This is a genomic window from Methanolobus tindarius DSM 2278 (assembly GCF_000504205.1).
Taxonomy (GTDB): Archaea; Halobacteriota; Methanosarcinia; order Methanosarcinales; family Methanosarcinaceae; genus Methanolobus; species Methanolobus tindarius.
Genome location: NZ_AZAJ01000001.1, coordinates 3,105,226 through 3,130,927 on the forward strand (window position 1 = coordinate 3,105,226; position 25,702 = coordinate 3,130,927).

28 protein-coding genes are annotated in these 25,702 nt (G+C 40.4%); 18 read left to right on the forward strand and 10 right to left on the reverse strand.

Translation table 11 applies throughout. The features are described from left to right. Positions 1–21: 21 nt before the first annotated feature. From METTI_RS14620 to METTI_RS14645, 6 genes are all read left to right on the forward strand, one after another. Entirely contained in the window at positions 22–1,500 is a 1,479-nt protein-coding gene (locus METTI_RS14620; protein WP_023846606.1) for a phosphoglyceromutase, read from the forward strand. 59 nt (positions 1,501–1,559) lie between these two features. Continuing rightward, complete coding sequence (locus METTI_RS14625; protein WP_023846607.1) at positions 1,560–2,357, forward strand: metallophosphoesterase; 798 nt, start codon at positions 1,560–1,562, stop codon at positions 2,355–2,357. A gap of 80 nt (positions 2,358–2,437) precedes the next feature. Further along, positions 2,438–2,662, forward strand: a complete 225-nt coding sequence (locus METTI_RS14630) for a sulfurtransferase TusA family protein (protein ID WP_023846608.1) — start codon at positions 2,438–2,440, stop codon at positions 2,660–2,662. A 24-nt stretch (positions 2,663–2,686) separates the two neighbouring features. Beyond that, positions 2,687–3,106 carry a DsrE/DsrF/DrsH-like family protein gene (locus tag METTI_RS14635; protein WP_023846609.1) on the forward strand — a complete coding sequence of 140 codons (420 nt, stop codon included), beginning with the start codon at positions 2,687–2,689 and terminating at the stop codon, positions 3,104–3,106. Between the two features lie 38 nt (positions 3,107–3,144). Then, the gene (locus tag METTI_RS14640) at positions 3,145–4,317 is read left to right on the forward strand and encodes a cysteine desulfurase family protein (RefSeq protein ID WP_023846610.1); all 1,173 of its coding nucleotides are present in this window, start codon (positions 3,145–3,147) and stop codon (positions 4,315–4,317) included. 9 nt (positions 4,318–4,326) lie between these two features. Next, positions 4,327–4,962 carry an iron-sulfur cluster assembly scaffold protein gene (locus METTI_RS14645; RefSeq protein WP_023846611.1) on the forward strand — a complete coding sequence of 212 codons (636 nt, stop codon included), beginning with the start codon at positions 4,327–4,329 and terminating at the stop codon, positions 4,960–4,962. Positions 4,963–4,989: 27 nt separating this feature from the next. On the opposite strand, the gene METTI_RS14650 is transcribed toward METTI_RS14645, so the two are convergent. The 3 genes from METTI_RS14650 to METTI_RS14660 form a co-directional block, all read right to left on the reverse strand. Further along, on the reverse strand, positions 4,990–7,251 hold the full coding sequence (locus METTI_RS14650) for a tetratricopeptide repeat protein (protein ID WP_023846612.1): 2,262 nt from the start codon (positions 7,249–7,251) through the stop codon (positions 4,990–4,992). An 18-nt stretch (positions 7,252–7,269) separates the two neighbouring features. Then, positions 7,270–7,698, reverse strand: a complete 429-nt coding sequence (locus METTI_RS14655) for a hypothetical protein (protein WP_023846613.1) — start codon at positions 7,696–7,698, stop codon at positions 7,270–7,272. 124 nt (positions 7,699–7,822) lie between these two features. Continuing rightward, positions 7,823–8,290, reverse strand: coding sequence for a hydrolase (locus METTI_RS14660; RefSeq protein ID WP_023846614.1), 468 nt, complete (start codon positions 8,288–8,290; stop codon positions 7,823–7,825). A gap of 196 nt (positions 8,291–8,486) precedes the next feature. On the opposite strand from METTI_RS14660, the gene METTI_RS14665 reads away from it, so the two are divergent. Together METTI_RS14665 and METTI_RS14670 are read left to right on the forward strand one after the other, a co-directional pair. Beyond that, positions 8,487–9,308, forward strand: coding sequence for a ribonuclease III family protein (locus METTI_RS14665; RefSeq protein ID WP_023846615.1), 822 nt, complete (start codon positions 8,487–8,489; stop codon positions 9,306–9,308). 194 nt (positions 9,309–9,502) lie between these two features. Then, positions 9,503–10,051, forward strand: a complete 549-nt coding sequence (locus tag METTI_RS14670) for an LbetaH domain-containing protein (RefSeq protein ID WP_023846616.1) — start codon at positions 9,503–9,505, stop codon at positions 10,049–10,051. Positions 10,052–10,228: 177 nt separating this feature from the next. Here METTI_RS14670 and METTI_RS14675 read toward each other — a convergent pair whose 3' ends face one another. Beyond that, positions 10,229–10,522: a hypothetical protein gene (locus METTI_RS14675; protein ID WP_023846617.1), complete on the reverse strand. Its 294-nt coding sequence runs from the start codon at positions 10,520–10,522 to the stop codon at positions 10,229–10,231. A 755-nt stretch (positions 10,523–11,277) separates the two neighbouring features. On the opposite strand from METTI_RS14675, the gene hypF reads away from it, so the two are divergent. Further along, entirely contained in the window at positions 11,278–13,581 is a 2,304-nt protein-coding gene (gene hypF / locus METTI_RS14680) for a carbamoyltransferase HypF (RefSeq protein WP_048135562.1), read from the forward strand. Between the two features lie 58 nt (positions 13,582–13,639). On the opposite strand, the gene tatC (METTI_RS14685) is transcribed toward hypF, so the two are convergent. Then, the gene (gene tatC, locus METTI_RS14685; protein WP_052324351.1) at positions 13,640–14,374 is read right to left on the reverse strand and encodes a twin-arginine translocase subunit TatC; all 735 of its coding nucleotides are present in this window, start codon (positions 14,372–14,374) and stop codon (positions 13,640–13,642) included. Between the two features lie 68 nt (positions 14,375–14,442). Here tatC (METTI_RS14685) and tatC (METTI_RS14690) point away from each other — a divergent pair, with 68 nt between their 5' ends. The 4 genes from tatC (METTI_RS14690) (at position 14,443) to METTI_RS14705 (ending at position 16,991) form a co-directional block, all read left to right on the forward strand. Next, the gene (gene tatC / locus METTI_RS14690; protein WP_023846620.1) at positions 14,443–15,207 is read left to right on the forward strand and encodes a twin-arginine translocase subunit TatC; all 765 of its coding nucleotides are present in this window, start codon (positions 14,443–14,445) and stop codon (positions 15,205–15,207) included. 52 nt (positions 15,208–15,259) lie between these two features. Continuing rightward, positions 15,260–15,565: a Sec-independent protein translocase subunit TatA/TatB gene (locus METTI_RS16240; RefSeq protein ID WP_023846621.1), complete on the forward strand. Its 306-nt coding sequence runs from the start codon at positions 15,260–15,262 to the stop codon at positions 15,563–15,565. Between the two features lie 112 nt (positions 15,566–15,677). Further along, positions 15,678–15,992 (forward strand): twin-arginine translocase TatA/TatE family subunit, encoded by a 315-nt coding sequence (locus METTI_RS14700; protein WP_023846622.1) that lies wholly within the window; start codon positions 15,678–15,680, stop codon positions 15,990–15,992. A 267-nt stretch (positions 15,993–16,259) separates the two neighbouring features. Next, complete coding sequence (locus METTI_RS14705; protein ID WP_023846623.1) at positions 16,260–16,991, forward strand: hypothetical protein; 732 nt, start codon at positions 16,260–16,262, stop codon at positions 16,989–16,991. A gap of 109 nt (positions 16,992–17,100) precedes the next feature. On the opposite strand, the gene hypE is transcribed toward METTI_RS14705, so the two are convergent. The 5 genes from hypE to METTI_RS14730 form a co-directional block, all read right to left on the reverse strand. After that, positions 17,101–18,153, reverse strand: coding sequence for a hydrogenase expression/formation protein HypE (gene hypE / locus METTI_RS14710; protein ID WP_023846624.1), 1,053 nt, complete (start codon positions 18,151–18,153; stop codon positions 17,101–17,103). Positions 18,154–18,174: 21 nt separating this feature from the next. Further along, complete coding sequence (gene hypB / locus METTI_RS14715; protein ID WP_023846625.1) at positions 18,175–18,846, reverse strand: hydrogenase nickel incorporation protein HypB; 672 nt, start codon at positions 18,844–18,846, stop codon at positions 18,175–18,177. 149 nt (positions 18,847–18,995) lie between these two features. Beyond that, complete coding sequence (locus METTI_RS14720) at positions 18,996–19,379, reverse strand: hydrogenase/urease maturation nickel metallochaperone HypA (protein WP_023846626.1); 384 nt, start codon at positions 19,377–19,379, stop codon at positions 18,996–18,998. Next, a complete protein-coding gene (gene hypD, locus METTI_RS14725; RefSeq protein ID WP_023846627.1) occupies positions 19,372–20,439 on the reverse strand; it encodes a hydrogenase formation protein HypD in 1,068 nt (355 codons plus the stop codon). The genes METTI_RS14720 and hypD overlap by 8 nt, the downstream gene beginning before the upstream one ends. Before the next feature lie 2 nt (positions 20,440–20,441). Further along, positions 20,442–20,672 carry a HypC/HybG/HupF family hydrogenase formation chaperone gene (locus tag METTI_RS14730; protein WP_023846628.1) on the reverse strand — a complete coding sequence of 77 codons (231 nt, stop codon included), beginning with the start codon at positions 20,670–20,672 and terminating at the stop codon, positions 20,442–20,444. Between the two features lie 188 nt (positions 20,673–20,860). Here METTI_RS14730 and METTI_RS14735 point away from each other — a divergent pair, with 188 nt between their 5' ends. The 5 genes from METTI_RS14735 (at position 20,861) to METTI_RS14755 (ending at position 25,600) form a co-directional block, all read left to right on the forward strand. After that, positions 20,861–21,997, forward strand: coding sequence for a hydrogenase small subunit (locus METTI_RS14735; RefSeq protein ID WP_023846629.1), 1,137 nt, complete (start codon positions 20,861–20,863; stop codon positions 21,995–21,997). Positions 21,998–22,011: 14 nt separating this feature from the next. Beyond that, entirely contained in the window at positions 22,012–23,799 is a 1,788-nt protein-coding gene (locus METTI_RS14740) for a nickel-dependent hydrogenase large subunit (RefSeq protein WP_023846630.1), read from the forward strand. Positions 23,800–23,816: 17 nt separating this feature from the next. Next, the gene (locus tag METTI_RS14745) at positions 23,817–24,650 is read left to right on the forward strand and encodes a cytochrome b (protein WP_023846631.1); all 834 of its coding nucleotides are present in this window, start codon (positions 23,817–23,819) and stop codon (positions 24,648–24,650) included. Positions 24,651–24,669: 19 nt separating this feature from the next. Then, positions 24,670–25,134, forward strand: coding sequence for a hydrogenase maturation protease (locus tag METTI_RS14750; RefSeq protein ID WP_281170066.1), 465 nt, complete (start codon positions 24,670–24,672; stop codon positions 25,132–25,134). Between the two features lie 181 nt (positions 25,135–25,315). Beyond that, entirely contained in the window at positions 25,316–25,600 is a 285-nt protein-coding gene (locus tag METTI_RS14755; RefSeq protein WP_023846633.1) for a helix-turn-helix domain-containing protein, read from the forward strand. The last annotated feature ends 102 nt before the right edge of the window (positions 25,601–25,702 follow it).

A 25,702-nucleotide genomic window follows, 5' to 3' on the forward strand; every position in this document is an offset into this window, starting at 1 on the left:
GATACTCTCTTTCTTGGATTGATGGCACCAATAAAAAACGTAAAAACGATCATCCCTGAAAGAAAAATTGATACATTACACCTGTTTTCAATTTGCTGTGTCCTCTTACTGGCATTGTGTATTTTCACATCTCAGGCAGGAGCAAATACAGTTGCAGAAATAGGATCAGTAAACACTCCCCATGGTGCCATTATTCTCATTGTTGATGGTTTAAGTTCATGTTATGTGTATCCTGAATACACTCCTTACGCAATAGATGGCTCAATGCTTGAAAAAGCAGAAGTACCTAAAATGCAGGAAATATTCGATAATAGTTGCAGGGTGCTTGATGTAACAGTACCTCAGACATTTACCGAAGGTGGTCACTCTGTGATTGCCACAGGATATTCCAGTGCGGATTCTGAACTCACCGGCTCTTCAGAAACAACATTCTTTGACGTAGCTCATGATTACGATTATCTAACGTTCGCGATTATGGAAAAAGGCGATTCAGGTGGTTTTTGCAGCAAACAAAATGTAGTCATGCATGACACAAAAAACTCCATAAACGAACCTGAAATGGTCATTCAAACAAACAGGATTACAGAAGACAATAAAGATATTTCATTTGAAATCACTGAATTGATGCAGGTTCATTCCTCCGGGTTACAGGAAAAACTTGATCAGTATCCGGAAGGCTCTATTGAACGTTACATTGAATATAACGCGTGGGTTATTGAAACCGGGATTGATGTTATTGAATACATGGAAAAAGAGTATCCTGAACAAAATTACATACTCACATTAAATGCAGGTGCTGTTGACAGTGCCGGCCATTACAAAAAGAATAGCGGTTATATTGAATGTATTGAAGGAATCGACAACATAAGTTATTCACTTTATGAAACCTGCCTTACAAACAATCTGGCTTTTGTACTTACAGGTGATCACGGAATGGCATTCCCTACCAATGATTCAAAGGGAGGACACCAGGCAGAAAAATATTCCGTAATGACTGAATCACAAAAAGTTCCACTGGCAATAACTGCAAATGATATTGATAATGTTGTTGTGGAAGGGAAGTTCAAACAGGAAGACATTGCACCAACAATTCTTGAGGTACTAAACATCCCCGGTAAACTGAGACTTGCAGACGGAGAGGCAATTGCACTTAAAGATTACACAAATGTTGAAGTAATTATTCCGGAAGAAGGCGAACTATCTTTAACAAAAGAGGGAAAAATTCTCTTTAAAGATAATGTCAGAGAAAACATTGCTTTTCAGGGTATTGAGCCGGATAATGAATATATACTAACATTTAAACCTTTATCAGAACAGGACAATACTGTACAGCAATCTTTCAGTGCTGGATCAGATATTTCAGTCAAACTCTTAACATCAGAACAGAGCTCCAAAAGTGATAAATCCTATCAGAACTCTCGTTATATAGAAGGAGGATTTCTGATAGGAGCAGTAAATCTTACAGGACTGCTGCTGATACGTAAAATACTGAAGGAATAATCCACACACTAATTCAAAGGCAGATAATTGCTATAAAGTTACTGAAAGGAATTGATGCCATGAAGCAAGAGCTACATAGACTTTTGCAGAATACATTTGAGATCTTCACATCTGAAGAAGCACTGGTACGCATAAACTCATCGAAAGCCCTGATAGTAGGAGATATTCATGGGAATCTGGAAGCACTTGAATTTATTCTGTACATTCGCAAAGCGCTGAAATGTGATCACATTGTATTTCTTGGGGACTACGTTGACAAAGGCCCCCATTCTTCCGAGGTTCTCGAAAGGATCCTGACAATGAAATTGCGGGAACCTGAAACATTTATTTTGCTGAGGGGAAATCATGAAACAAGAGAAATGAACAGAGTTCATGGTTTTTATGATGAAATACTGGACGAGGAATTGTTCCTTGCTGCAAACCGCACATTTGAGGAAATGCCGATTTCTGCAGTCATAAATGATTCTATTTTCTGCGTGCACGGGGGCATTCCCGGACCTGTTGATCTGAATCGCATAAATAAAGAAGAAGCGTTTCATTTTTTATGGAATGACCCAAGTGGTTGTGACGGCATAAGCGCGTCTATCCGTGGACCACGGCCCAAATGTTTCGGAGGAGATGTATTTAGTGAATTCATGGACAAAAATGATCTGTCTTTAATGATACGGGGACATACAGCACTTTTTACAGGTCATGCCTGGTGCTTTGATCGAAAAATGCTTTCTATTTTTTCCTGCCCGGAATACACAGGAAAATCCAATAATGCCTCTTTTGCCTTATTAAAGGAAGATGAATTATCCATATTTACATTTGGAAGAACTGGCAATTGTTACTCACTAATTCGTAATAACTTCTGATTCACAATTGTTAAATACACTTAGTGAGTATATTTTATTGTTAAACATATTCTGAAATTCTGAATATGGGGGAAGATCATATGTCAGAAACAAACATCGATGTTAGGGGACAGACCTGTCCGGTGCCTCTTGTAGAATGCCGTAAAGCAATTCGTAAAGCTGCCCCGGGAGATGAAATTGTAATTACAGGGACACATTCTGCTTCCAAAAAAGAAATACCCATGGCCTGTGAGGCAATGGGACTTGAAGTTGTGGAAGTGGATGAAAATAACGAAAAAGAGTGGACAATCCGAATTAAGAAATGACACTTTCGGGAGAGTGGGTAGTACATGACAGAAAAGGCAGTAATAGTTGCACATAGTGGTGACCTTGACAAGATATATAGTGCACTTATAGTTGCAAACGGTGCGCTTTCCATGGGAATGGAAGCATCTATATTTTTTACATTCTGGGGTTTGCAATGTCTTAAAAAAGGAGGGCTGGACAAAGGTCCCCTTTCCAGAATGAATTTACTGGGACTGGGTAAATGGATGGTAAAAAGCAGGATGAAAAAAGCCAATGTTGTTTCACTTGAAAAACTGATGGAAGATTACAAAGAACTTGGCGGAAAGATAATCGCCTGCGAGATGACCATGGAAATAATGGGAATCAAGGAAGAGGAATTGAACAACCAATGGATAGACGAATATGGTGCTGTTGGCACTTATATAATGGAAGCAAAAGATGCCAAGATTACCCTATTTATCTAAATATCACAATATTTTGAAGAAACAAACAGGGAGTAACTATGTTAGATGAAATGATTTACCTCGATAATTCAGCCAGTACGCGCCTGGACGAAAGAGTTCTGGATGCAATGAAACCATATTTCTTTGATACATATGCAGTGGCAACATCTGAATTTGGATATTCCATGGGAATCGATGCAAAAGAAGGTCTTGAAGAAGCCAGGACAATAATAGCAAATTCCCTGGGTGCAACACCTGAGGAAATTGTATTCACATCAGGTGACACAGAATCAAGTAATATGGCAATAAAAGGCGTTGTTGCAGCTCTTAAGAAAAAGAAGGGAGAGCACATAATCGTATCAAAATTAGAGGATTTTGCAGTACTTAATACTGCTAAAAATCTCGAGAAACAGGGATACAGTGTAGACTACATTAGTGTTGATTCAGAAGGCTTTGTGGATCTTGAGGAACTCAAGAGCAAGATAAGGGATGATACTGTCCTTGTATCCATCCAGTATGCAAATCAGGAAATAGGTACTCTTCAGGACCTTGATGCCATCGCAAAGATATGTAAGGAAAAAGATGTGCTTTTCCATACTGATGCAACGCACAGCTACATGCGAGTACCAATTAATGTTTCACAAACACCTGTAGACATGATAAGCATGTCAGCCCATACAATCCACGGACCAAGAGGTGTCGGTGCACTTTATATCCGCAAGGGTACACCCATTACTAAATGGATGGATGGCGGCTATCAGGAAACAGATCGTCGTGCAGGACTTGAAAATATCCCGGGAGCTGTAGGTTTTGCAAAAGCAGTGGAACTTGTAACAGACAAGGAAACTGAATTTCTGGCTTCGATGAGAGATTACACTATAAAAAGAGTCTTCGAAGAAATACCCCATGTCACACTAAACGGAAGCAAGAAACAGAGAACGCCACAGAATGCCAATATCACGTTCCATTACGTGGAAGGTGAATCAATGACCCTGCATCTGGATATGAGAGGGTTTGCAGTAAGCACCGGGTCTGCATGCTTCAGCCGGTCACTGGAAGCAAGTCATGTTATTCTCGGCATTGGCGGAGATCATGAAAGGGCACACGGCTCCATCAGGTTCACATTCGGACGCTATAACAGCATGAATGATGTTGATGCTGTGGTAGATGCAATCAAAGAGATAGTAAAGCAACTCAGGGACATTAGTCCCCTGTATAATAAAGAGGCATGAGGCGATAATATGAAATTTCCATACACAGAAAAGGTACTTGAGCATTTTAAGAATCCACGCAATGTAGGAAAAATGGAAAATCCGGATGGAAAAGGACTGGAAGGCAGCCCTGCATGTGGAGACATGGTTGCAGTCTATCTTCAGGTGAACCCGGACACCCAGGTAATCGAGGATATCAAATTCGAGTCATACGGATGTGCTTCTAACATTGCAACAGCCTCCATAATAACTGAGCTTGCAAAAGGCAAGACGGTTGAAGAAGCTAAAAAGATAAGCTGGCAGGAGGCTACCGAAGAGCTGGGAGGACTTCCACCTGTAAAAGCCCATTGTTCCGTACTTGCAGTAGAAGGACTTCGTGCAGCCATAAGAGATTATGAGGAAAAGCACGGCCTTGTAAGTGAACAGGAACCAACCACTGTTGATGTTATCAGAAGCAGGTTGAAGCATGTGATGAACCCAATGGCAGGGCTGGATATTATCAGGACCGAGCTGGTCACCAAAATGGAGATCAACGATGGTGTTGTCAGAATACTTATTGACCTGCCGTCAAACCATCAGTTTGCAGCAAACATCAAGGAAGAGGTCACAGAGAAGCTTGAATCCCTCTGGGATGTTAATGAGGTTAATGTTGTCTTTACTGAGTAAAGATGATGTTTAATCCTTTCTTATTTTTTACCAATTGAAATCTGAATTCTTCAGTGATTTAAGATTCTCTTCGCAAAAAATGATTATTCGCGGATCTTTTATTTCTTTGCCTATCACTAGTGCCTGATTATAGTGCTCAATGGATTTCTCGACTTCACCAAGAACACTATATGCGAGACCGAGGCTGCTGAGACGAGTACCTTCACCGTTCCGGTCCCCAATCTCACGGAAAATTGCAAGAGCCTGTTCACCGTAATCAATGGCTTTCTCAACCTGACCAAGAACATGGTAAGCGTTGCCAAGGTTGCCGAGATCACTGCCTTCACCGCACCTGTCTCCAATCTCACGAGAAATCACAAGTGCTTGTTCATGGTACTCAATAGCTTTCCAAAGCCCACCAAGAACATAGTAAGCGTTGCCAAGGTTGCCGAGACGAATACCTTCGCTGCGTCTGTCCCCAATCATACGGGAAATCACGAGTGCCTGCTCATAGTAATCAATAGCTTTCTCGACTTCACCAAGATCACTATATGCGAGACCTAGGCTGCCGAGACAGGCACCTTCGCATTTCCTGTCCTCAATCTCATGGGAAATCACAAGACCCTGTTCATGGTACTCAATAGCTTTCTCGACTTCACCAAGAACATAGTAAGCGTTGCCAAGGTTGCCGAGCTCAATGACTTCACCGCACTTGTCCCCAATCTCACGAGAGATTATAAGTGCCCGTTTATGGTACTCAATAGCTTTCTCGACCTCACCAAGAATATTATAAGCCCTGGCGAGGTTGCCGATAACTGCACTATGAGTAACCATACTGCTCAACAAAATTTTATTCTCAAAAGGATTATCTGGTAGCAGTCCTGAATAAAGGTCAACAAGCATTTTGAAGTTTCCCCATTTATCAAGGTCTCGATGCAGCCCATTATCAAAAATAATATCTGCAGCTACGTCATACTCTTTGGCAAGGCAGGCATGATAATGTGCTTCTATCAATGATAGAACATCCTCTTTTTTTGTGCGTGTTTCTGGTATGGGAAGTGAAAGATAGTACTCGCAAGCAAGTTTGTGGATTTCCATCTTATTTTCCAGATCATCATACGAAAACTCCTGAACTAAAGGGTGAAGCCAATAGTTACCAACATGATCAGTTTCTAGAAGCGAATTGTCAATAAGTTTCCGCAAAGCATCAGGGGATGTCTTATCTGTGAACATTCTTTTGAGTGCAGTTATGGATTCAGGCTGGCGGAAGACTGCTATGCGCTCTAACAATTCTTTTTCATCCCCTGCCAGTTTATCGAATAACTTTCTTGCCTTTTTGATAGTATCGTATTTGCTTTTTTGATACATGCTCAGGTCATCCAGTGCATCATTTATGCCAAAAATCTTAACAATATCTATCAAAAGCTTCAATGCTAAAGGATGTCCATCTACACCTTTCACTAATTCTTCTAACTTTGCAGGTTCGACTTCATCAAGTCCATTCTTTCTCAGGTAATCAATACCAAAATCTATGTTTAAACCCTTAAGTTCTTTTTTTTCTTCATCTATTACATCAATTAAACTTTCTCCGTTCTTCAGTACAGGCAAAGTTCTGCTTGTTACGATTATCCTGGCTTGATGAGTACTGTTGCGTAAGGATGTAAACAATAGATCAATTCCTTCATCATGGAATTCCCTGCTATCCATTATGGTTTCCAGGTTATCAAAGATCAGCCAAACAGAGTCTCGATCTCTTAATTCTGCAGTTAATTTATTGATATCATCCTGCCCAGCGTCCCTTCCTTCTGTTTTGAAACTTGCAATGTCTGTTTTGTTCATATAGCTTGCAAGCTTTTCAAGAATATCTCCTAATGTAGCACTTTGGTTTTTATTGAAATCTAACCAGAATGGAATAGGAACGTTTGCTGGCCTTGTTTCAACAAGAGCCCGTGCTAATGTTGTCTTGCCCACACCACCTATGCCACTAATCAATAAAATACGATGATTCTGAAGATACTCCAGATTTTTACTCAGTTCAAGAAATCGGTTCTCAATAACAAATTCACGAAGTCGTGGTGGAAGATTTGGAAGAATTGAAGGATTATAACTATTTATGATTTTTAGATTTGTCTCTTCCATCCTTTTTTGATTAAGATTATCTATCAGTTCACTTAATTCTTTACCAGAGAGATTTTCTGAGTTGAACTGAATGATATATTCTCCAATTGCAAGCTGGCCACTGGTGTCACCAATGTTTACATCCCTGCCAGCTGTTATGCCAGAACCACTAGCAACATCTTGCTTATCCATTGCTGCACCCGTGCCCGTTTATAGCAAGACCGTGAAACCTAATTTTCCGAGTAATTTTACTACCTTTCCAGTCCATTCCCATTTTGATACTTGATCAATAGTGTCGCCCACTTCCTTGATGGTCTCAATTACTCCTTCGAACTTCCTTTTGATCTTGGGATAATTAGGTTCGTCTTTTTGTGCTTCTTTAACTGCAGTACCAACATCATTATTGATATCATCAAGTTCATCTTCAGGCAGACCCAGATTGGCAATTGCATTTCGAAATTGTACCAGACTATCCAGGAGTTCTTTTTTGTCAGAAACAGATAATGTTAATGTCTGTGTTTGTTCAATATTTTCCCCGATGGCAACCTGACCACTGACGTTACCAAAAGATACATTTCCACCGGCAGTTATGCCGGAACCGCCAACAACTTTTTGATCAGATTTCTGTTCCTCTGCCATTGTTGATTCACTCCTCTTCTTTTTCAGTACAATCTACAAAATAATAAAATTATGCATTAGAGGATTTCTACAGAACCAAAATTTGATCTATGCCAGAAAGACTCTAAATGAGGTTTTCTTTTTCTCACTCAACATCCGCTATAATCACAACATAGTTCTTCCCATATTTTTTTGCGCATTTCGGACAGGTAGTATACCACATGAACCATTTCTTTATTTCATATCCCTGTTCTTTTGCATAAGCTTCAAAATCATCACACCATTTCTTAGTGTCCTTAAAAGGACCTTCGTAGACTTTGCTCAAGAACTTTCCACTCAGCAGTACATTATTGGTATCAGGTATGTTTTTGTTAACTGCAAGATAGACATCCATGTTCCATTTTGACGTATGGTCTGACAGACAGAGATTATCAATAATACCTGCTCCTGCATCCCTGACTTTTCGGTCAAGCTTTCTTATTACTCCGCCAAAGTTGACTGGCATATAGAAAAGTGTTAACACTTTGTCTTTTACGAATTTCTTATTATCCCACTCGATTACTTTTTCATCCCATGGTATGGGATCAAATTTTGAACAGCATTCTTTTTCCATGTGAAATCACCACTTCCACTTAGATAATTAAATTTTGATAATACAGATATAAAAATAGTATGCTTTACGTCAGTATCTGTTTCTTTGAACCTGAATTGTGCCAGCAACCTGTATTACGTATATTTTTAAACAATTATACTCAATAAACAGACAAGATGAAAACATAAGTGCATTTATCGTTTAAAGAGGCAAAAAAGTGAGAGTTAATCCGGATTTGAGTGTTAATGAGAATGACCTTGAAGAGTTCCAGGAAATTATAAGCTTTAAATTCAAAGACAAAAGCTACCTTGTACAGGCACTTTTACATGGCTCACTTTTTAGCGGTGATAAGGAAAAACTGAGTGATTTCAGAAAAATTAACGGACTTGAAAACAAAGACTATGAGAAGCTCGAGTACCTCGGTGATTCTGTTCTTGGACTTATAATTGCAGAACATGCATTTCATGACACTGGCATAAACGAGTATGCCAGGTTAAAAGGACTTACAATAGAAGGAGTTGCTACAAAAATAAGAACGGTACTGGCTTCCAATGAAAGTCTTAAACCTGTGGCAGGAAAAATAAAACTTTCACGTTTTGTCCTTTCAGAAGGGCATGTAAACATTGACGGAAAACTATCTGACATCATGGAAGCACTTATCGGTGCTATTTACATTGATGGAGGGCAGGACAATACCAGCAAGACTGATGAAGCTGAAGGAAACTATTCTGCTGCAAAGGATTTTGTTTACCAGTTCTTCGAAATTGACAGTGCACTGGAAAAAATTGCTGTTTTTAATCCCAAAGGCATGATACAGGAGATATTCCATCACAATAGACTTGGAAATCCAATCTACAAAGTGATGGAAGAAGAAGGACCTGATCATGAGAAAAAATTTACAGTTGGGCTTTACCTTAATGATAAATTGCTTGCAATGGGTTCCGGAAACAGTAAAAGAAAAGCTGAGAAAGCGGCGGCAGAGCTTCATTTGAAGCATTTGCAGGACGAATCACCTGACATATCACAGGATATTGAGTAAAAGTCATCCTACATTGTTTTTCAATGCATAATAAGTATTTTTACAATCCATTGACCCTAGCAATAAGTATAAATAAATTATCACTATTTTTCATTACAATGTTTCGACTAGTAGTCACTATAAATGTGCAGATGCCGGAAATCGAATATCTGTACATTTGAAACATGCATTAAATTGAAGGTGGTAATAAAAAAATGCTTTATCCAAATCCCCAGAAACAGCATCCTAAGATAAGTGAAACAGCATGGATATCTGAAAATGCGGTCATCGTAGGTGATGTTACAATAGGAGAGAATGTTTATGTGGCCCACAATGTCATAATCAGGGCTGATGAACCCGGATCATCTATTGTAATCGGAGATAATTGTAATGTCCAGGACGCCGTAATAATACACGGGCTTGGAGGTTCAAAAGTTGATATCAAAAATAATACTTCACTTGCACATGGCTGCATTGTACATGGACCCTGCACAATAGGAGAACGATGTTTTGTTGGATTTGGAGCCGTTGTTTTTGACTGCAATATAGGTGATGATGTAGTTATTTTGCATAATTCAACAGTTCGTGCAGTTGACATACCATCATGTAAAGTGGTAACTGACGGACAGGTTATTACTGAACAAAAACTGGTAGATGAACTTGATGATATCTGCCATAATCTTGAAAAATTTAAGGCATCTGTTATTGACGCAAACCTTGAACTAGTGGAAGGATACTGCAAACTGGCGCAAGATTCAGATTGAAAGAAAATGATGTTTTGAAAATGGTTTTTAAGAAAGAATTCATAAAAGCAATTATATGCCTCTAAAAACTGAGAGTTCAGAGGCAATATTGCCAGCAGTTAGTACGAAACACTATCAAGCAGAACCTATAGCAAATATATACAAACGGAGTCCGTGGAAACTGGATTTATCGGCACCTCAGATGAATTTGCCTTCCATTTCCCTTATTACATTTCTTCCAGCGTCGGTTAACATGTATTTTTTCCATGTGCTTTTTGCAGGATTAATACACTCAATTAAACCTCTGCTTTCGAATTCTTTCATAGCACGGCTCATGTTCTGGGTTGACCTTCTGGTTACCTGAGCAACATCAGAAGCTTTACCAACTACATTCCTTTTCATATATTCCATCAGCACAAGTCTGCGGTCAACGCTTAATATCCACCTGACATGGTCATCTGAGTCAGGTTTTATTGCTATTTGACACCTCATGTTTTTCACCTCGTTTTTGATAGCACATCATGCATGCTGCACAATGATGCAAATTACAGTTCGTTTTTCGTTCAGGTTCTACCTTACTAAAGCCAGGAACTCTCCGGAATGAATAACAACCAGACCATAGACCAGAATGATCATTTACGTGGATTATTGTGTCATTGTTGAGATTATAGTCTAAATACACTACAGTATAGTGTATATAGAACCTAGCCTCAATTCTTCTCAATAATTATGCCTGCAATTACGGCCATCCACATTAATTGAGATTCATGTACCTTATTGTTCACTGGACCTTATCAGGAACAAATTCACAATTGTGTTTTAAGTATATAAAAGAAACTCTAAGCTGTATATACATATTAAACATCGTTTCCACATATATTTTTAAGAAAGTTATCAACTTTTGCATAATAAAAAGTCTGTTTTAGTTTGAACTAAAATTTTGCATTTAAATTATAAAAAGCAATGAGAACATATTTGAAATTATGAACTGAATATATAATAAACATATGATAAATAGTATATTAAACTTTTAAGAATGCTTAAGATGCTTGATTTTTAAAGAAAAAAAAGCCAATTTTACCCAATTGATGACCTGAAAAACTATTTATTAAGATATAAATTATTATATTAAAAAATCCAGAAATTGAGAGATTAGTTTTTAATAATCTCAGATTATAGAACTATTTTAAAGTAAGCTGAAATACGAACTGTTCGTACATAGGCGAATATTGGAGTACAAAAAAACAATGTCAAAAGTTTCCAGACTTATTATAGTTGAAGGAATCGTACAGGGAGTAGGTTTTCGGCCATTTGTGTACCGCATAGCGAAAAATCACAGTATTTCCGGCTCTGTAAAAAATAACGGAGGAAGAGTTGAGATTATCGCTGAAGGTAGTTGCGGCAATATAGACTCATTCCTTTTAGACTTGGAAACAGAAAATCCTCCAGTAAGCCAGATATATTCTATAAAATCAAAAGATATCGCTATTGAAGGCCATAATGACTTTACCATTGTCAAAAGCAGCACAGAGAAGACACCCAACTCAATACTTGTTCCGGATATTGGAATCTGCAAGAACTGTACACAGGAACTTGGTGATCCTGAAAACAGACGCCATGAGTATCCTTTTATCTCATGTACCGAATGCGGTCCCAGATATACACTTACAAGGACATTGCCTTATGATCGACAGAGTACATCCATGTTTGATTTCAAACCATGTGCAGTATGTGATAGTGAATACACATCACCTGCTGATCGCCGTTTTCACGCCCAGACGGTATGTTGTAAGGACTGCGGACCGGAACTCACATTCACAGATAACGCAGGCAGCATGCTTTCAAAAGGAAAAGAAGCTATTAGCGATTGTGCAAAAGCCATCAATGAAGGGAGGATTCTTTCCATAAAGGGATATGGCGGATTCCACCTTTCATGTGATGCATTCCAGACTGAAGCTGTAAAACTGCTAAGAAGCAGGATTGGAAGACCACAGCAGCCATTTGCGATTATGGCAAAAGATATTCAGGCTGCAAGGGAGATAGTTCACATAAATGACAAAGAGGAAAAACTCCTCCTGAGCAGTAAAAGGCCTGTTCTTATTCTTGATAAAAATAAGGATTCAAATAAGGATTCAGATTTAGATTATGATCTTGAAGAGATTGCACCGCAACTGCACAATATTGGAGTCATGCTCCCATACTCAGGCATCCATCATATGCTCTTCAAAAACACATCAAGTAATGCTTATATCATGACATCAGCCAATGTTCCTGGATTACCTATGGTCATCGAGGATGAGGTGGCTATTCGCGAACTTGGACACATAGCTGACAATTATCTACTTCACAACCTGAAAATTGAGAATCGTATCGATGACTCAATAATCAGGACTTTTAAGGACAATCATGTATTCATCCGTCGCTCCCGTGGATATGTTCCTGAACCCAGCGAACTGCCTTTTGAGATAAGACCATCTGTTGGTGTTGGCGCAGAACTTAGTAACACCTTGATATTTGCTTCAGGTAACAAAGCATATATTTCCCCTCATATTGGAAATACCAACCATTATGAGACTGCCATGTACCATGCGGAAGTTTTCAACCGGTTCTCAAAGCTCACATCCATAGAACCTGAAAGCTGGGGATGTGACATGCACCCACACTTCAATACCACCAAATTTGCAATGGAGACCGGTGGGAATAATGTTGTACCGGTGCAGCACCATCATGCTCACCTCGTAGCCCTCATGGCAGATGCAAAACTTGACCGGGATTCTGAAATAATAGGAATTGCCCTTGATGGCGTCGGATATGGTTCTGATGGAACTGTATGGGGCGGAGAGATATTACAGGCAAACTATACGGAACACAGCAGACAGGGACACCTGAAAGCTCATGCTATGCCAGGAGGAGACCTCTGTTCCTATTATCCTGAAAGAATGGTTATTTCAATGCTGAAAGGACTTGCGGATGACGATGAGCTGTTTTCCCTGCCATTTGAGCTTAAACATGGCAAAATGGAACTTAAAATGGTAAGAGAGCAATTGGAAAAGAACATTAATGTTGTAATGTCCAGTAGCTCGGGAAGAGTACTTGATGCAGCGACAGCACTCCTTGGAATATGTAAATACCGTAGTTATCAGGGCGAACCTGCCATGAAGCTGGAATCTTATGCAAGAAAAGCAACTGAAAAGTCACTGGAACTTTCGGTTACTATCAAAGACAATGTGTTTGATACAGGAATGCTGCTTTTTGAGCTTTACAATAAACTCAATGAAAATGAGTATTCCATACCTGAACTTGCATGGGCGTATGAAGATGCATTTGCCCGTGGAGTTTCTGAGATGGCTGTAAGGGCGGCAAAAAGAACTGGTATTGATGTTGTTGGACTTACAGGCGGTGTTGCATATAATGAGCACATAAGCTATCGTATACGCGACATTATTAAAGAGAACGACCTGAAGTTCATTTCTCACTCAAAAGTCCCATGTGGAGATGCTGGCATATCACTGGGACAGGCAATTGTGGCAAGCCTGAAAAGTGACGAGTAAAATGTGAGGATAAAGAAAATAATATGACATTTTAGAGTAGCCACGCTGGCTCTCTAACTCATTTCTTTTTTCCTTTTCCTGCACCCATGATCCTCACGATTATGAGACTTAACTCGAAGAAAACCACCAGAGGCACACCTACCATCATCTGACTGATGATATCAGGAGGAGTGATTACCGCACCTACTATCAGACAGACTACATAGATGTGTTTTCGGTATGTTACAAGGGTTTGATACTGGACTATATCATAACGTGTCAGCAATGTCAATACAAGTGGAGTCTCAAAGACAAGACCAAATATCAGAGTAGCCTGTACTGCAAATGATATGAAACTGAAGATTGAATAAGTGGCCGTCACACCTGAAGCTGCAGCGTTCAGGTAGAGATAATCGATAAAAAGTGGCAGCATAATAAAATATGCATACGATGCACCTGCAAGAAATGAAAGAATAGCAAAGAATGAGACAATTACAACAGGGACTTTCCGTATTTTGATTGTAACAAGTTTCCTTTTCATAAGAGCCCTGACTGCAAAGAAAATCAAAAATGGAAGCAGACAGAACAATCCTACAAATAATGCTATTTTCATCTTAAGTATCATGATTTCCAGAGGAGAGACATAGACAAGCTTTGCTCCTTCCGGCAGGAGGTCGTCCTTGATGGTGCTTATAATTAGACCTGCAAACTGGAAAGATATCATGAAAAGAACAAAGAAAACTGAGAACAGCAGTGCCAGTTTCTTTCTGAGTGAAACTATGACTACACTGATATCTTCCATAAATGAATTCAAAATATCACCTTTACGTTTTTTCGGGTACAATGTTTTTATCCTATATATCCCAAACCTATTATGATTTTATGGGTGACGAACAAAACAAAAACGAAAAACAAAAAACCGAAACCATAAATTCAGCAACTATAGGAGTTGCAGGAGATTATAGTGAACATGTCAGATACCATCTGAAGGAGCTGCGCAACCGATTAGCCATCATAGTTGGTGCAATGATCCTTTGTGTTCTAATTGCTTATCCATTCACAGAGTATCTGCTAACCCATGCGTGGAGCATGTTCCTGGGTGAGCAGGTTGGTATGAATATCTATACCCCATTTGAATGGATGTTTGCCAGGATTAAAATAGCGTTATTGATAGCACTGGCATTTACATTCCCGTTCACATTTTATGAGCTTTTCAGATTTGCATCAAGAGGATTGTATCCAAATGAGAGAAAGTTCATAAAAAGTGTAGTCCCGATCTCATTCCTTTTTTTCATTGCCGGAGCCGCAATTGCGCTTGTGTTTATTTTGCCGCTTATGTTCAATTATATAATCCTTTCATCTGATACTGTAGCTGAGAATCAGATATCTGTAAAGCAAACTGTTTCTGTTGCAGTAACACTCATAGCAGGTGCAGGACTTGTATTCCAGATACCGGTTTTGATGTTCTTTGCAACCAGAATGCAAATCATCAGGCGTCAGACACTCCGGAAAATGAGACTTCTTGTGTATGCATCACTTCTGACACTCTCATTATTTATTACACCAGACCCCACTTTCATTGCTCAGCTTGTCTGTGCAGTCCTTCTGGTAGTGTTATTTGAGATAGGATTACTTGTTTCAAAGTAGGCGAACAAATAAACTATATATTCCAGAAAGGAATAAGGGGTCTATTGATATCATGATAGGTTCGCTCGAGATAGTTGTTATTTTGGTCGCTGCGTTGCTTATCTTTGGTCCGGACAAGATTCCAGAAATTGCGCGGGCTGCAGGAAAAGCATGGGGTGACTTCCAGAAAGCACAACTATCAGCTGAACTTGGATTATCTGATCTTGATATGAAACCGGCTAAGGCTCCTGAAGAACCTGAACCGACTGAAATGGATAACAAAATCAGGCAAATTGCAGAGTCAGCAGGAATAGATGTGCAGGGAAAAAGCACAGAAGAACTTCTTTCCCTAATGGAAGAAGCCGCAAAGGCCAGATGATATTAAAACCCTAGTATAAGTACAGGTATAAATTATATACCAGTAATGTATACTAAAGACGTATACTGCAAAAGTATACCAAAAACGCATAAAAACGGAGTAGTGATAGTTAATGATAGGCGGATTAGGCCCTACAGAACTTTTACTGATCTTTGGAGTAATCTTTTTGCTCTTTGGAGCTGCCAAATTACCGGAACTCGCACGTTCCATGGGAACATCCATGGGTGAGTTCAAGAAGGCACAGAAAGAGTCCGAGCTCTCAGTAAAAGAATTTGAACGTTCCCTTAAGAACCAGGTTAACACAACACCAGCAGTAGAAACAAAGGCCGCTGATGTTAAACAAGTAGCTTCAAACCTCGGTATTGATACAACCGGCAAGAGTGACGATGAAGTCCTCACCGAGATCAATACAATGCTGAAAAAGTGAGTGTAACACCTGTTCTTACTCACTTATCTTTTGTTTTAAACCGTTTCTCATATTTTCTAATTCTTAATAATAAACAAATACAACTAATTGAGTATTGTTTATTCCATAAAACATTCACTTATGAATCATTTTCCCTGTAACTTCCTTAATCTTAAATTTAGAGCTAAATACCTCGAGAAAACAATACATAGAAATTTTTGAGAACTATATAGATTAAGTAGACAAGATTGAAAAAACATGACAAGTACTAATGTACAGTGATCGATTGTGCCATTTGAATCAAATTTATCAAATCCTTCTTTGATTGCAAAGATTGATAACTTCCTTGAAAGTACGGATATTGTAGATTACTATAAAAAATACGGGTGGAAGAAAGATTTATGGACTAAGGGTTTCCCTGATATATTCAGACTCGAAATAATGATTGGTGAAGCAATTAGAACAAATACTTTGGAACAAAATCATATTCTTAAGATTGCAAAATGGGGAGGCAATAACAATCCAATAAAATGTAATGATTCCATAAATGTGCCAATTTATAATGGAGATGACATAGCAAAATGGGTAGAACTAAAACCTGAAGCTTACATAGACGATATTTGTGATAGTATCAGGTATTTTGGACCTACATATGGAAGTAAATTGCTTCGGTTTGCCCTTCCTTCTGAATATGGTGCTATAGATACTAGGATTGTGAGAGTTTTTGGAAAAGGAGACGAAAAAAGCAGTCAGGTTGACTTATTAAACCTCAAAGTAAACAGTACTCCTGAAAAACGCTGGTATATCAATAAATACCAACCAAACTGGCCAGCAGAATATGGAAAATGGATCAATATATTAAGGCATATTTCAAAGCAAATGAATAAGAATGACCTACCATGTCCTCATCCCCATAATTTCATTGATGCAGAACTTCGTGAAAGTGGCAATTGGTTCTGTGCTGATGTTGAAATGGCACTTTTTTCTTATGCCACTCACTGTATTTATAGCAAGGAATAATAGCATATATCTAAAATAAAAATATTATTATTCGGCAAGATAAAACTGTTGATAAACTACAGATGTTCAACTTATGGACTTTTAAATAAATGACTTGAGCCTGCACTTCTTAGCAGACTCTGGGAATCGGATCGCCAACAGGCATTCCAAGCTGACGCAGACTTCCAATAGATGTCCTGAGCAGAACCTTACCCTTGTGCTCGCTGACAGCTTTACCAACTATTCTGGCATTCTTACCATATTTGTGAGACTTCAAAAGCTCAAGAACCTGCTCGGCGTATTCGGGACGAACTCCTATCACAGCCTTGCCTTCATTGGCTATCTCAAGAGGATTCAGTCCGAGCATCTCACAGGCTGTACTTACAACCATATCAATTGGAATATCAGTTTCTTCAAGGATTATACCTACACCGCTTTTCTGAGCCATCTCATTGATACTTGATGCCAGACCTCCTCGTGTGGGGTCTTTCATGGCACAGATTACAGGCTGATCACCTTCAGTTCTCAGTTCAAGCGGAGCTTTCAGGAGGTCATTAACTGGAGCTACATCAGAAACTAGCTTCGTTTCAAAATCAAACCCTTCCCTGTGGGAAAGTAAAGCTATCCCATGGTCTCCAAGGTTTCCAGTAACAATGATTACATCGTCAGGAGAAAGTCCATTGTCCCTGACAACTTTAGGAGCAACTCCAACGCCTGTTGTGTTGATTATCATAGAGTCCAGCTTGTTGCCCTGGATAGTCTTGGTATCTCCGGTTATGATGGCAACTTCAGCTTCTTCTGCTGCACGGTTCATGGATTTAATAACCTCTTCAAATTCAGAGAGTTCAAAACCCTCAGAAACAATAATTGCACAGGTAAGAGCCAGCGGCTTTGCACCCATAACAGAAAGGTCATTCACAGTTCCACATACAGCAAGTCTTCCGATATCTCCGCCGGGGAAGAATAGAGGGTCAACAACATGACTGTCGGTTGTCATAACAATCTCATAATCATCTCCCATTCCTTCAGGTATTGAGATTGTAGAACCGTCATCAAGGTCATCAAGACCAACTGTTCCGGCTGAACGTCTGGAGATGTTCTGAAGGATTATGCCGCCAATGAGTTCCTGCATGAACTCTCCACCGGCACCATGTTCCATGCTAATTCTGTTTTTCCGGGACATGAATATCAATCCTTATTATCTTTATTTTTCTTCAATGAGCTGGTCTGCCATGGATGAAATAGTTGAGAACCACATTTCCATGCTCTGCGCATCATGTATTGAGGTTTTAAGAACCGGGATTTCAGAATTGAGATGCCTTACATCATCTTCCATCTTTTCAGCACTGGCAAATACAGCTTCTGCAAGGTCTTTTTTATGGATGATTGCAATATCAGTACTCTTGAATATCACCGGATGTTTCAGGACAATATCATCGCCCTCTGTTACACTTACAACTACAACACGCAGGTGTTCTCCCAGTTTGTAGTCTGCAGGACAGATTAGATTTCCAACATTCTCCATAAGCAGAATGTCAATATTCTTGAGGTCAATGGATTTCAATGCCTTTTCAACAAGTTTCGCATCAAGATGACATTCCCTTCCAGTGTTCACAGGAATTGTAGTAACACCAAGCTTTGCTATTCTTCCGGCATCCATGTCAGCTATCACATCACCTGCAATAACAGCAAGACGGTATTTGTCACCCAGGTTCTCAACTGTCTGTTCAATGAGCGTGGTTTTTCCGGAACCAATCGCACCCATGAAATTGATGGCAAGAACACCATTCTTGGCAAGAAGTTTCTTGTTTTTAGCTGCAAGCTTATCGTTAGCCTTGAGAACATCATGGCCCACATTGATCACATGCATTAACATAATAAAGGTCTCCAAATTGTTCGTTTTTTAAGTTTAAGTTTAGACTTAAGTTCATAAGTATTTGATGATTAATATATAATAATTTGCTGCTACACAAATTAACAATTGTTGTATTCCATATCATCAAGAATTATTCCTTTTTTGTCAATCTACTGTTCGATATCGATACTTTCGATAATAAGATCCCTGCCACCTGATGCGTGCATCATTTTTTCGCATTCGGGACATGGTACTTCAAGAAAAGCCCTGATATCGTCTATGATCTCATCACCAACAGTACAGAACTGTTTACCTTCGCCTAAATAACCGCACTGGCACTGCATCTCAGGATAGATCTCATTGAGGATAATTTCCGCACCTGTTGCAACATTATCCTCGCACAAAGACTCAATGCAGAACATCAACTGATCCGGGTTCACATGAGCAAGTCTTCCCACACCAACGGTAATCGAGTTAATTTCCTTTGCATTGTTCTCCTGAGCAATTGAGAGAACATTATTCATGATCTCACAGGCCAGTGAATACTCATGCACTGTCAACACCTCTGTAACGGAACCAGTTATAGCACATGCCTTCCTGGCTTACCATACATGATCCGACTGGATTTGATGGAGTGCATTTTTTAGAGAACAACGGACAGTTATCCGGTTTCTCCTTGCCTTTAAGGATATCAGCACAGTGACAGAGTGATGAAAGTGAGTTTTCGTATGAGATGTTTTTCATCTTTTCAGCTATAAGGTCTGCATAGATGATCGAAGCATTATATTGTGAAAATTCAGGCCTCATTACCATTCCGGAATCCGGGATAGTTCCAAGACCACGCCACTGCGAGTCTGTTACTTTAAAGACCTTATCCATCATTTCCTGAGCACGAACGTTTCCTTCATCCTTTACAGCCCTTGGATATGCATTCTCAACTTTGTACTCTCCAGCCTTCAACTGCTCAAGTATCATGAGAATAGAAAGAAGCAGCTCATCCGCTTCAAATCCGGCTGCGATTATTGGGAACCCTTTTTCTGCAAATTGCTCGAAAGGATGAATACCGATAATAGTACAAACATGTCCGGGAGCAATGAAAGCATCAACTTCAATTTCATCTATCAATGCTTCAATGGCAGGAATCGTTAGTTTGTGTGTGAGTAACAAGCTGAAATTCTCAGGCGGTTTGCGTAGAATTGCAGCTGCATTTGTAGGTGTTGTGGTTTCAAAACCAATGGCAAAGAACACAACCTTACTTTCAGGGTCTTTTTCTGCAATGGCAATGGCATCATCAATACTGTATACCATCCTGACATCACATCCCCTTGACCTGGCATCCATTAGACTGCCACTGCTTCCGGGGACTCGCATCATATCACCAAATGAGGTGACAATGATACCTGATTCTGCCAGAGCGATTGCCCTGTCTATTTCTTCTTTAGGAGTAACACATACCGGACAACCGGGACCACTGAGCACTTCGATCTCTTCTGGCAGAACGTCACGTAAACCATTGCGTGAGATGGTTCTCTCATGGGTTCCGCAGATGTGCATAATCTTAACGGGACGTGAGAGTGTGCGTATCTTTTCCAGAAGTTCTGACTCAGCAGACATGGTTATTCTCCTGCAACAAGCTCTCCAAGGAGCTCTAAGGTTTCTTTACCTTCTTCTTCACTAAGCAAAGAGATAGCATAGCCAACATGCACAAGGACATACTGCCCAAGAAGTGCGTCATCGCAGTCGCCAAGGAGATCAAGCTTGATCTGCCTTTCCACGCCTCCAAAATCGACAATGGCAGTATATTCATCCAGCAATGAAGTCACTTTGCCGGGGATTGCAATACACATGGAGTCTGAATTAGCACTTGTGGTATATAAAAGATACTTACTTAAAAACTGAATAGCTGTGAGAAATTATTAAAGAATATTATGAAAAATTAGAGACAGTGGAAAAGCTTTATTAGCATGAACAATCATGACATTCCGTTCAACAATCACAATTGTAATTATCCATCCATTTATAGGAGTTTAGCCCCATGGAAAAAACAGAAAAACAGGACTTCTTAAGTATGGACAGACGAACGTTCCTCAAGGTGGTAGGAGCGATCGGAGCGTCCACATTTCTGGGATTACACCGCACCCAGATAACAAAAGCTCTCGAACTCTCAAAGACAAAAGTAATCTGGCTTCACGGTGCGGAATGTACCGGATGCTCTGCTTCTCTTCTTGATGCAGGAAACCCTGACATCATGCAGGCAATAAACAAACTTAGTGTAGACCTTGTATTCCACGAGACAATCATGGCTCACCAGGGAATCTTTGTAGATGGTGCTCCTGCAGGTACATCAGAACTCAACTCAGAGATTCTTCTTGACGAAGCAATTGAAGAAGGAGACTACATCCTTGTTGTAGAAGGCGCAATTGCAAACGGACCTGACGGCTCAGGTAAATATTGCATGTACGGCGAGCGTACCTTCAAGGACATGTTCGAGAAGGCAGCAAGCAACGCCAGTATGATAATGGCTGTAGGAATGTGTGCAGCATTCGGTGGTATCAATTCAGCAGACAGTGACATTGCAGACCTCACAGATTTCAGAGGTGTGGACTTCGTAAAGGAAAGCCACTCCAAAGGAATGCTCACTGAGCTTGGAATTGACAAGCCTGTGATCAACATTGCAGGATGCCCATCACACCCAGACTGGGTACTTCTCACACTTGCAGCAGTAATTCTCGGAAAATTCAGTCTCAATGACCTTGATTCTGTTCTTGACAAATACAAGCGTCCAACAGTATTCTTCCCTGAAACAAACACAATGCACGACAACTGTCCACGCAGGGGCTATTATGACAGAGGTATTCTGGACGACGATTTCTCAGGAGAAGGATGTCTCCTTAAGGTCGGTTGTAAAGGACCATACACCAGATCAGACTGTGGACTTCGTAAGTGGAACAACGGTGTCAGCATGTGTACACAGGCAGGTTCATCATGTATCGGATGTGCAGAACCTGGTTTCCCTGACAGTACATCACCATTCTATGAAATGGGAGAAGACAAGCCACTCATGGGCGGTGTAACAATTGACACAGCAGCAAAGGTAGGAACAGCAGCTGCAGTAGCAGGTGTTGGAGTACACGCACTCCGCAGATTTGTTTTCAAGGACAAGGAAGAGTAAAGGAGGTATGAAAAATGACAAAAGTAGTAGTAGATCCATTAACACGTATCGAAGGACACCTCCGTGTATCAACTGAAGTTGACGATAATGGCGTAATTACAGATGCACAGAGCTCAGGAATGCTTTTCAGAGGTATTGAGCGCATTATGATGAAACGTGATCCAAGGGATGCAGCACGTCTTGTCCAGAGAATCTGTGGACTCTGCCCAACAGCACAGTCAATGGCTTCAGTAAATGCACTTGACGACCTTTTCGGTGTTGCAGAATCAATTCCAAAAGATGCACTTGTAACAAGGAACATCATCCAGGGTCTTAACACCCTTACCAGCCACGCAACACACTTCTATGTACTGTGGATGCCTGACATAGTAAACCCTGCTTACAGGGACATTCTGGCAACAGTAGACAACACCGGTCCAGCACTTTGGAAAGAGTTACTTTCACGCTTTGCACCTATCAGCTACAAGATGGATGGAGAAGCCATCACACCAGGTGCCGGATACATTAACGCCATCAAACAGAAGAAGAATCTCGAAGAAGCAATGGCACTCATTGGTGGAAAGATGCCACACCAGATGTCAACCATCGCTGGTGGTGTAACATACCTCCCAACCGTTGCTGACATTGGAAAACTTACTTCTTATTATCTTAACCTCATGGACTTCGTTAACACTTCAACTCTAAGTGTTGGTGCAGAGACATGGCTTGACAACACCTTCAGAGCAAGCTCTCCACAGAAAGCAGTGAACTTTGTCATGGAACACCTTCAGGAAGTTGTTGACGGTTCACTTGCATCACAGAACTTCTCAAAAGCAAAGGGATGGGGAGACCTTGAACTCTTTGCAGCATTTGGTTCTGAGCTTATCGGAGAAACACTCGGACTTCCTGCAACTTTCAAATTTGACAGAACAGGACAATACGCAGAGGATGCAAATGTCGGTTACCTGACATACGGTGTATTCTATGATGTTGAGAACGGTGACGGTTACAACCCTACAGAATTTGGAAAGTCAGGATTCCAGCAGGCTGCATTCATTAACAGCTCACTCGAGAAGAAATCCTTCAACCATGAGTACATCACAGAGGAAACCACACACGCATTCTACGAAACTGATGAAGGTCTCCATCCATTTGACGGTGTAACAGAACCTGTCAGAACAGCTGATGAGATCAGCTATGAAGGCGGCAGTGACAGCAAGTACACATGGATGAAAGCACCACGTTACAATGGAATTCCATGTGAGGTCGGACCAATTTCCCGTATGCTTGCAATGGGAGAGCCACTTACAGTCGGTCTTATGAACCTCTTCAAGGACAACGGTTATTCAGCTGCTAACAGCTTCACAAGAATGATCGCTAAGATGCAGGAAACCCTCATACTCTCAGAACAGTTGCTCAAATGGGTAACCGTGGATCTTGATCCAAACGGAAAATACTACGTTGACACTGACCTGAAAATGGCAAAGGATTCCGAAGGCATCGGTCTGTGGGAAGCACCTCGTGGAGCTCTCGGACACTGGATCAAATCCGGTTCAGACTCAATGGTAACAAACTTCCAGATGGTTGTTCCAACCACATGGAACGCATCACCAAGAGACAAGAACGGTGTAGCAGGTCCTCTTGAGCAGGCTCTTATCGGCACAAAGATCTCAGCAGCAGAGAACATGATGGGAATTGACAATACCAACCCAACAGGAATTCTTCACACTGCAAGATCATTTGACCCATGTATTGCATGTGCTGTTCACACAATTGACCTTAGCAATAAGGACAAAGAACAGGGCACATTCACAATTGTATAATCCAGGGAGTGGAGGAAATGAGGAGAAGACAAAGACTAACTCCCGAAGATAAGAGGATAATTAATCTTCACGACGGAGAAAGGCATATCGAGAGATATTCCTTCCTTGAGAGGTTTGCACACTTTGCACACCTCCTTTCACTGTTTGTCCTGCTGTTCACAGGATTTAAGATCTACCTTGGATGGGATTTCATGAGCTATCACCTGGCTCTTTACGTCCATATGATATTTGCCATTGTGTTCATCCTGGCAAACTGGGTACTTATCCCTTACAACATTGCAACCACAGAAGTCCCTCACTGTGAGAAATGTAAGTCAGGTGAACACAATGAGTTTATTCACTCAGCTATGAACATTGCAGGCAGGTACCTTCTTGGTCCACAGGACTTCAAGAACATGTACCATATTATGCTCAACTTCATAGGAAAAGGCGACTACCCTGCCTTCACCGTCTATGATGTGAAGAACAAGGGTTACATTGGAAAACTCCACCCGGTTACCAAATTCCTTCTTGTGTTTGAAGGTATGGCAGTAGCGGTTATTGTATTCACAGGAATTGTGATCTATAACATCAACTGGGGATTTTTCGGAATTCCTGTAAGCCCGATATTACTTGCAATAGGTGACTTTGTTGCACCACTGTTTGGTATGGGAACAATATTCTTCATGCGTACACTTCACCTTGCAATGGCTTACTTCTTCATCATAGAAGTGATAATCCACGTAGGTATAATCGAGATGGATCCAAAGGTATGGAAATACCACAAAGCGATCTTCATCGGCGGTCATGAAGATATCTGCGACCATAGCTATGTAAAGCTCATCAATACAGAGACAGAAGCAGAAGCCTGAGGGTGATTCTACGATCCGGATACTTGGTTGTGGTAATCCCCTTGTGGGTGATGACGGAATTGGCATTCATGTCATTGAGAAGTTAAGCGAGATCAGGGACGAACTTCCTGATGAAGTTGAACTTATCGATGCTGGTGTCTGCGGACTTGAAATGTTGAACATGCTGGAAGATGCCAGTAATGTTATCATAGTCGATGCAGTCAAGGGTGCCGGTAACGTCGGTTCTGTTCATCGGTTGTCAGTCGATGATGTAAAAGAAGCCGCATCCGGTAATGACGGTCTGTCTGTTCACGATATCAGTCTTGCAGACGTGCTCAATATAGCCGAACAGGTTCAGGAAATGCCAGACCAGCTCACGATCTTTGCCATAGAGATTGAGAAGGCCGATGAGATTTCACTTGACCTGTCGGATAAGGTACAGGGTTCACTGGACACGACTGTTAAGCTGATTATTGATGAAATCAGTGCGATGAAAGCTTGTTGAGGGTTTACCTGATCCGTCCCTCAACAATTATCAATGCACTTACTTCTGAATATGAGTTCGCTCATGTGCAGGCTAGTTTAAAACTTTGAATTAAGAGAGAAAAAAGTATCATTGGAACAAACACCAACAAACAATGAACACAGAGTAATAGTTGATTAAAAAACATACTCAGGAGATAACAATGGAAAATCCACGCTCAACTCCGTTAGAGGAACTACTTGTCTGGATCCTCAGTGTTGACCGCCGTGTCATCCTTATGGAGTCTATAGACAATCATCAGGTCATTAAAGCATCTGATGTCGCACAGAAAACGAACAGATCAACTCAAAACATAAGCCGTGCTTTGAAGGAACTCAAAAATAAAGGCATTATTAAATGTCTTACACCTGAAAAGACTACCTGGAAAAGGTATATGTTAACAGATACGGGAAAAGAGGTTAGACAAAGATTACAACAGTACCACTGACCTCTAAACTGTAATAACTGACACTGTTAACGTTTGAAATGGGCTTTTGCCCATTTGTTTTTCTTTTTTGTGAATTTTTACTTCTACATTTGAGATTTGCCG

Bases quoted from the DNA above. Each gene is read 5' to 3' on its own strand.
- hypF (WP_048135562.1), top strand. From the start codon at position 11,278: ATGTCAAAAGTTTCCAGACTTATTATAGTTGAAGGAATCGTACAGGGA.
- METTI_RS14670 (WP_023846616.1), top strand. From the start codon at position 9,503: ATGCTTTATCCAAATCCCCAGAAACAGCATCCTAAGATAAGTGAAACA.
- METTI_RS14620 (WP_023846606.1), top strand. From the start codon at position 22: ATGGCACCAATAAAAAACGTAAAAACGATCATCCCTGAAAGAAAAATT.
- METTI_RS14730 (WP_023846628.1), bottom strand. From the start codon at position 20,672: ATGTGTATTGCAATCCCCGGCAAAGTGACTTCATTGCTGGATGAATAT.
- tatC (WP_023846620.1), top strand. From the start codon at position 14,443: ATGGGTGACGAACAAAACAAAAACGAAAAACAAAAAACCGAAACCATA.
- METTI_RS14735 (WP_023846629.1), top strand. From the start codon at position 20,861: ATGGAAAAAACAGAAAAACAGGACTTCTTAAGTATGGACAGACGAACG.
- METTI_RS16240 (WP_023846621.1), top strand. From the start codon at position 15,260: ATGATAGGTTCGCTCGAGATAGTTGTTATTTTGGTCGCTGCGTTGCTT.
- METTI_RS14635 (WP_023846609.1), top strand. From the start codon at position 2,687: ATGACAGAAAAGGCAGTAATAGTTGCACATAGTGGTGACCTTGACAAG.
- METTI_RS14625 (WP_023846607.1), top strand. From the start codon at position 1,560: ATGAAGCAAGAGCTACATAGACTTTTGCAGAATACATTTGAGATCTTC.
- hypB (WP_023846625.1), bottom strand. From the start codon at position 18,846: ATGTTAATGCATGTGATCAATGTGGGCCATGATGTTCTCAAGGCTAAC.
- METTI_RS14675 (WP_023846617.1), bottom strand. From the start codon at position 10,522: ATGAGGTGTCAAATAGCAATAAAACCTGACTCAGATGACCATGTCAGG.
- METTI_RS14645 (WP_023846611.1), top strand. From the start codon at position 4,327: ATGAAATTTCCATACACAGAAAAGGTACTTGAGCATTTTAAGAATCCA.
- METTI_RS14655 (WP_023846613.1), bottom strand. From the start codon at position 7,698: ATGGCAGAGGAACAGAAATCTGATCAAAAAGTTGTTGGCGGTTCCGGC.
- METTI_RS14640 (WP_023846610.1), top strand. From the start codon at position 3,145: ATGTTAGATGAAATGATTTACCTCGATAATTCAGCCAGTACGCGCCTG.
- METTI_RS14740 (WP_023846630.1), top strand. From the start codon at position 22,012: ATGACAAAAGTAGTAGTAGATCCATTAACACGTATCGAAGGACACCTC.
- METTI_RS14650 (WP_023846612.1), bottom strand. From the start codon at position 7,251: ATGGATAAGCAAGATGTTGCTAGTGGTTCTGGCATAACAGCTGGCAGG.
- hypE (WP_023846624.1), bottom strand. From the start codon at position 18,153: ATGTCCCGGAAAAACAGAATTAGCATGGAACATGGTGCCGGTGGAGAG.
- METTI_RS14660 (WP_023846614.1), bottom strand. From the start codon at position 8,290: ATGGAAAAAGAATGCTGTTCAAAATTTGATCCCATACCATGGGATGAA.
- METTI_RS14630 (WP_023846608.1), top strand. From the start codon at position 2,438: ATGTCAGAAACAAACATCGATGTTAGGGGACAGACCTGTCCGGTGCCT.
- METTI_RS14700 (WP_023846622.1), top strand. From the start codon at position 15,678: ATGATAGGCGGATTAGGCCCTACAGAACTTTTACTGATCTTTGGAGTA.
- METTI_RS14745 (WP_023846631.1), top strand. From the start codon at position 23,817: ATGAGGAGAAGACAAAGACTAACTCCCGAAGATAAGAGGATAATTAAT.
- hypD (WP_023846627.1), bottom strand. From the start codon at position 20,439: ATGTCTGCTGAGTCAGAACTTCTGGAAAAGATACGCACACTCTCACGT.
- METTI_RS14755 (WP_023846633.1), top strand. From the start codon at position 25,316: ATGGAAAATCCACGCTCAACTCCGTTAGAGGAACTACTTGTCTGGATC.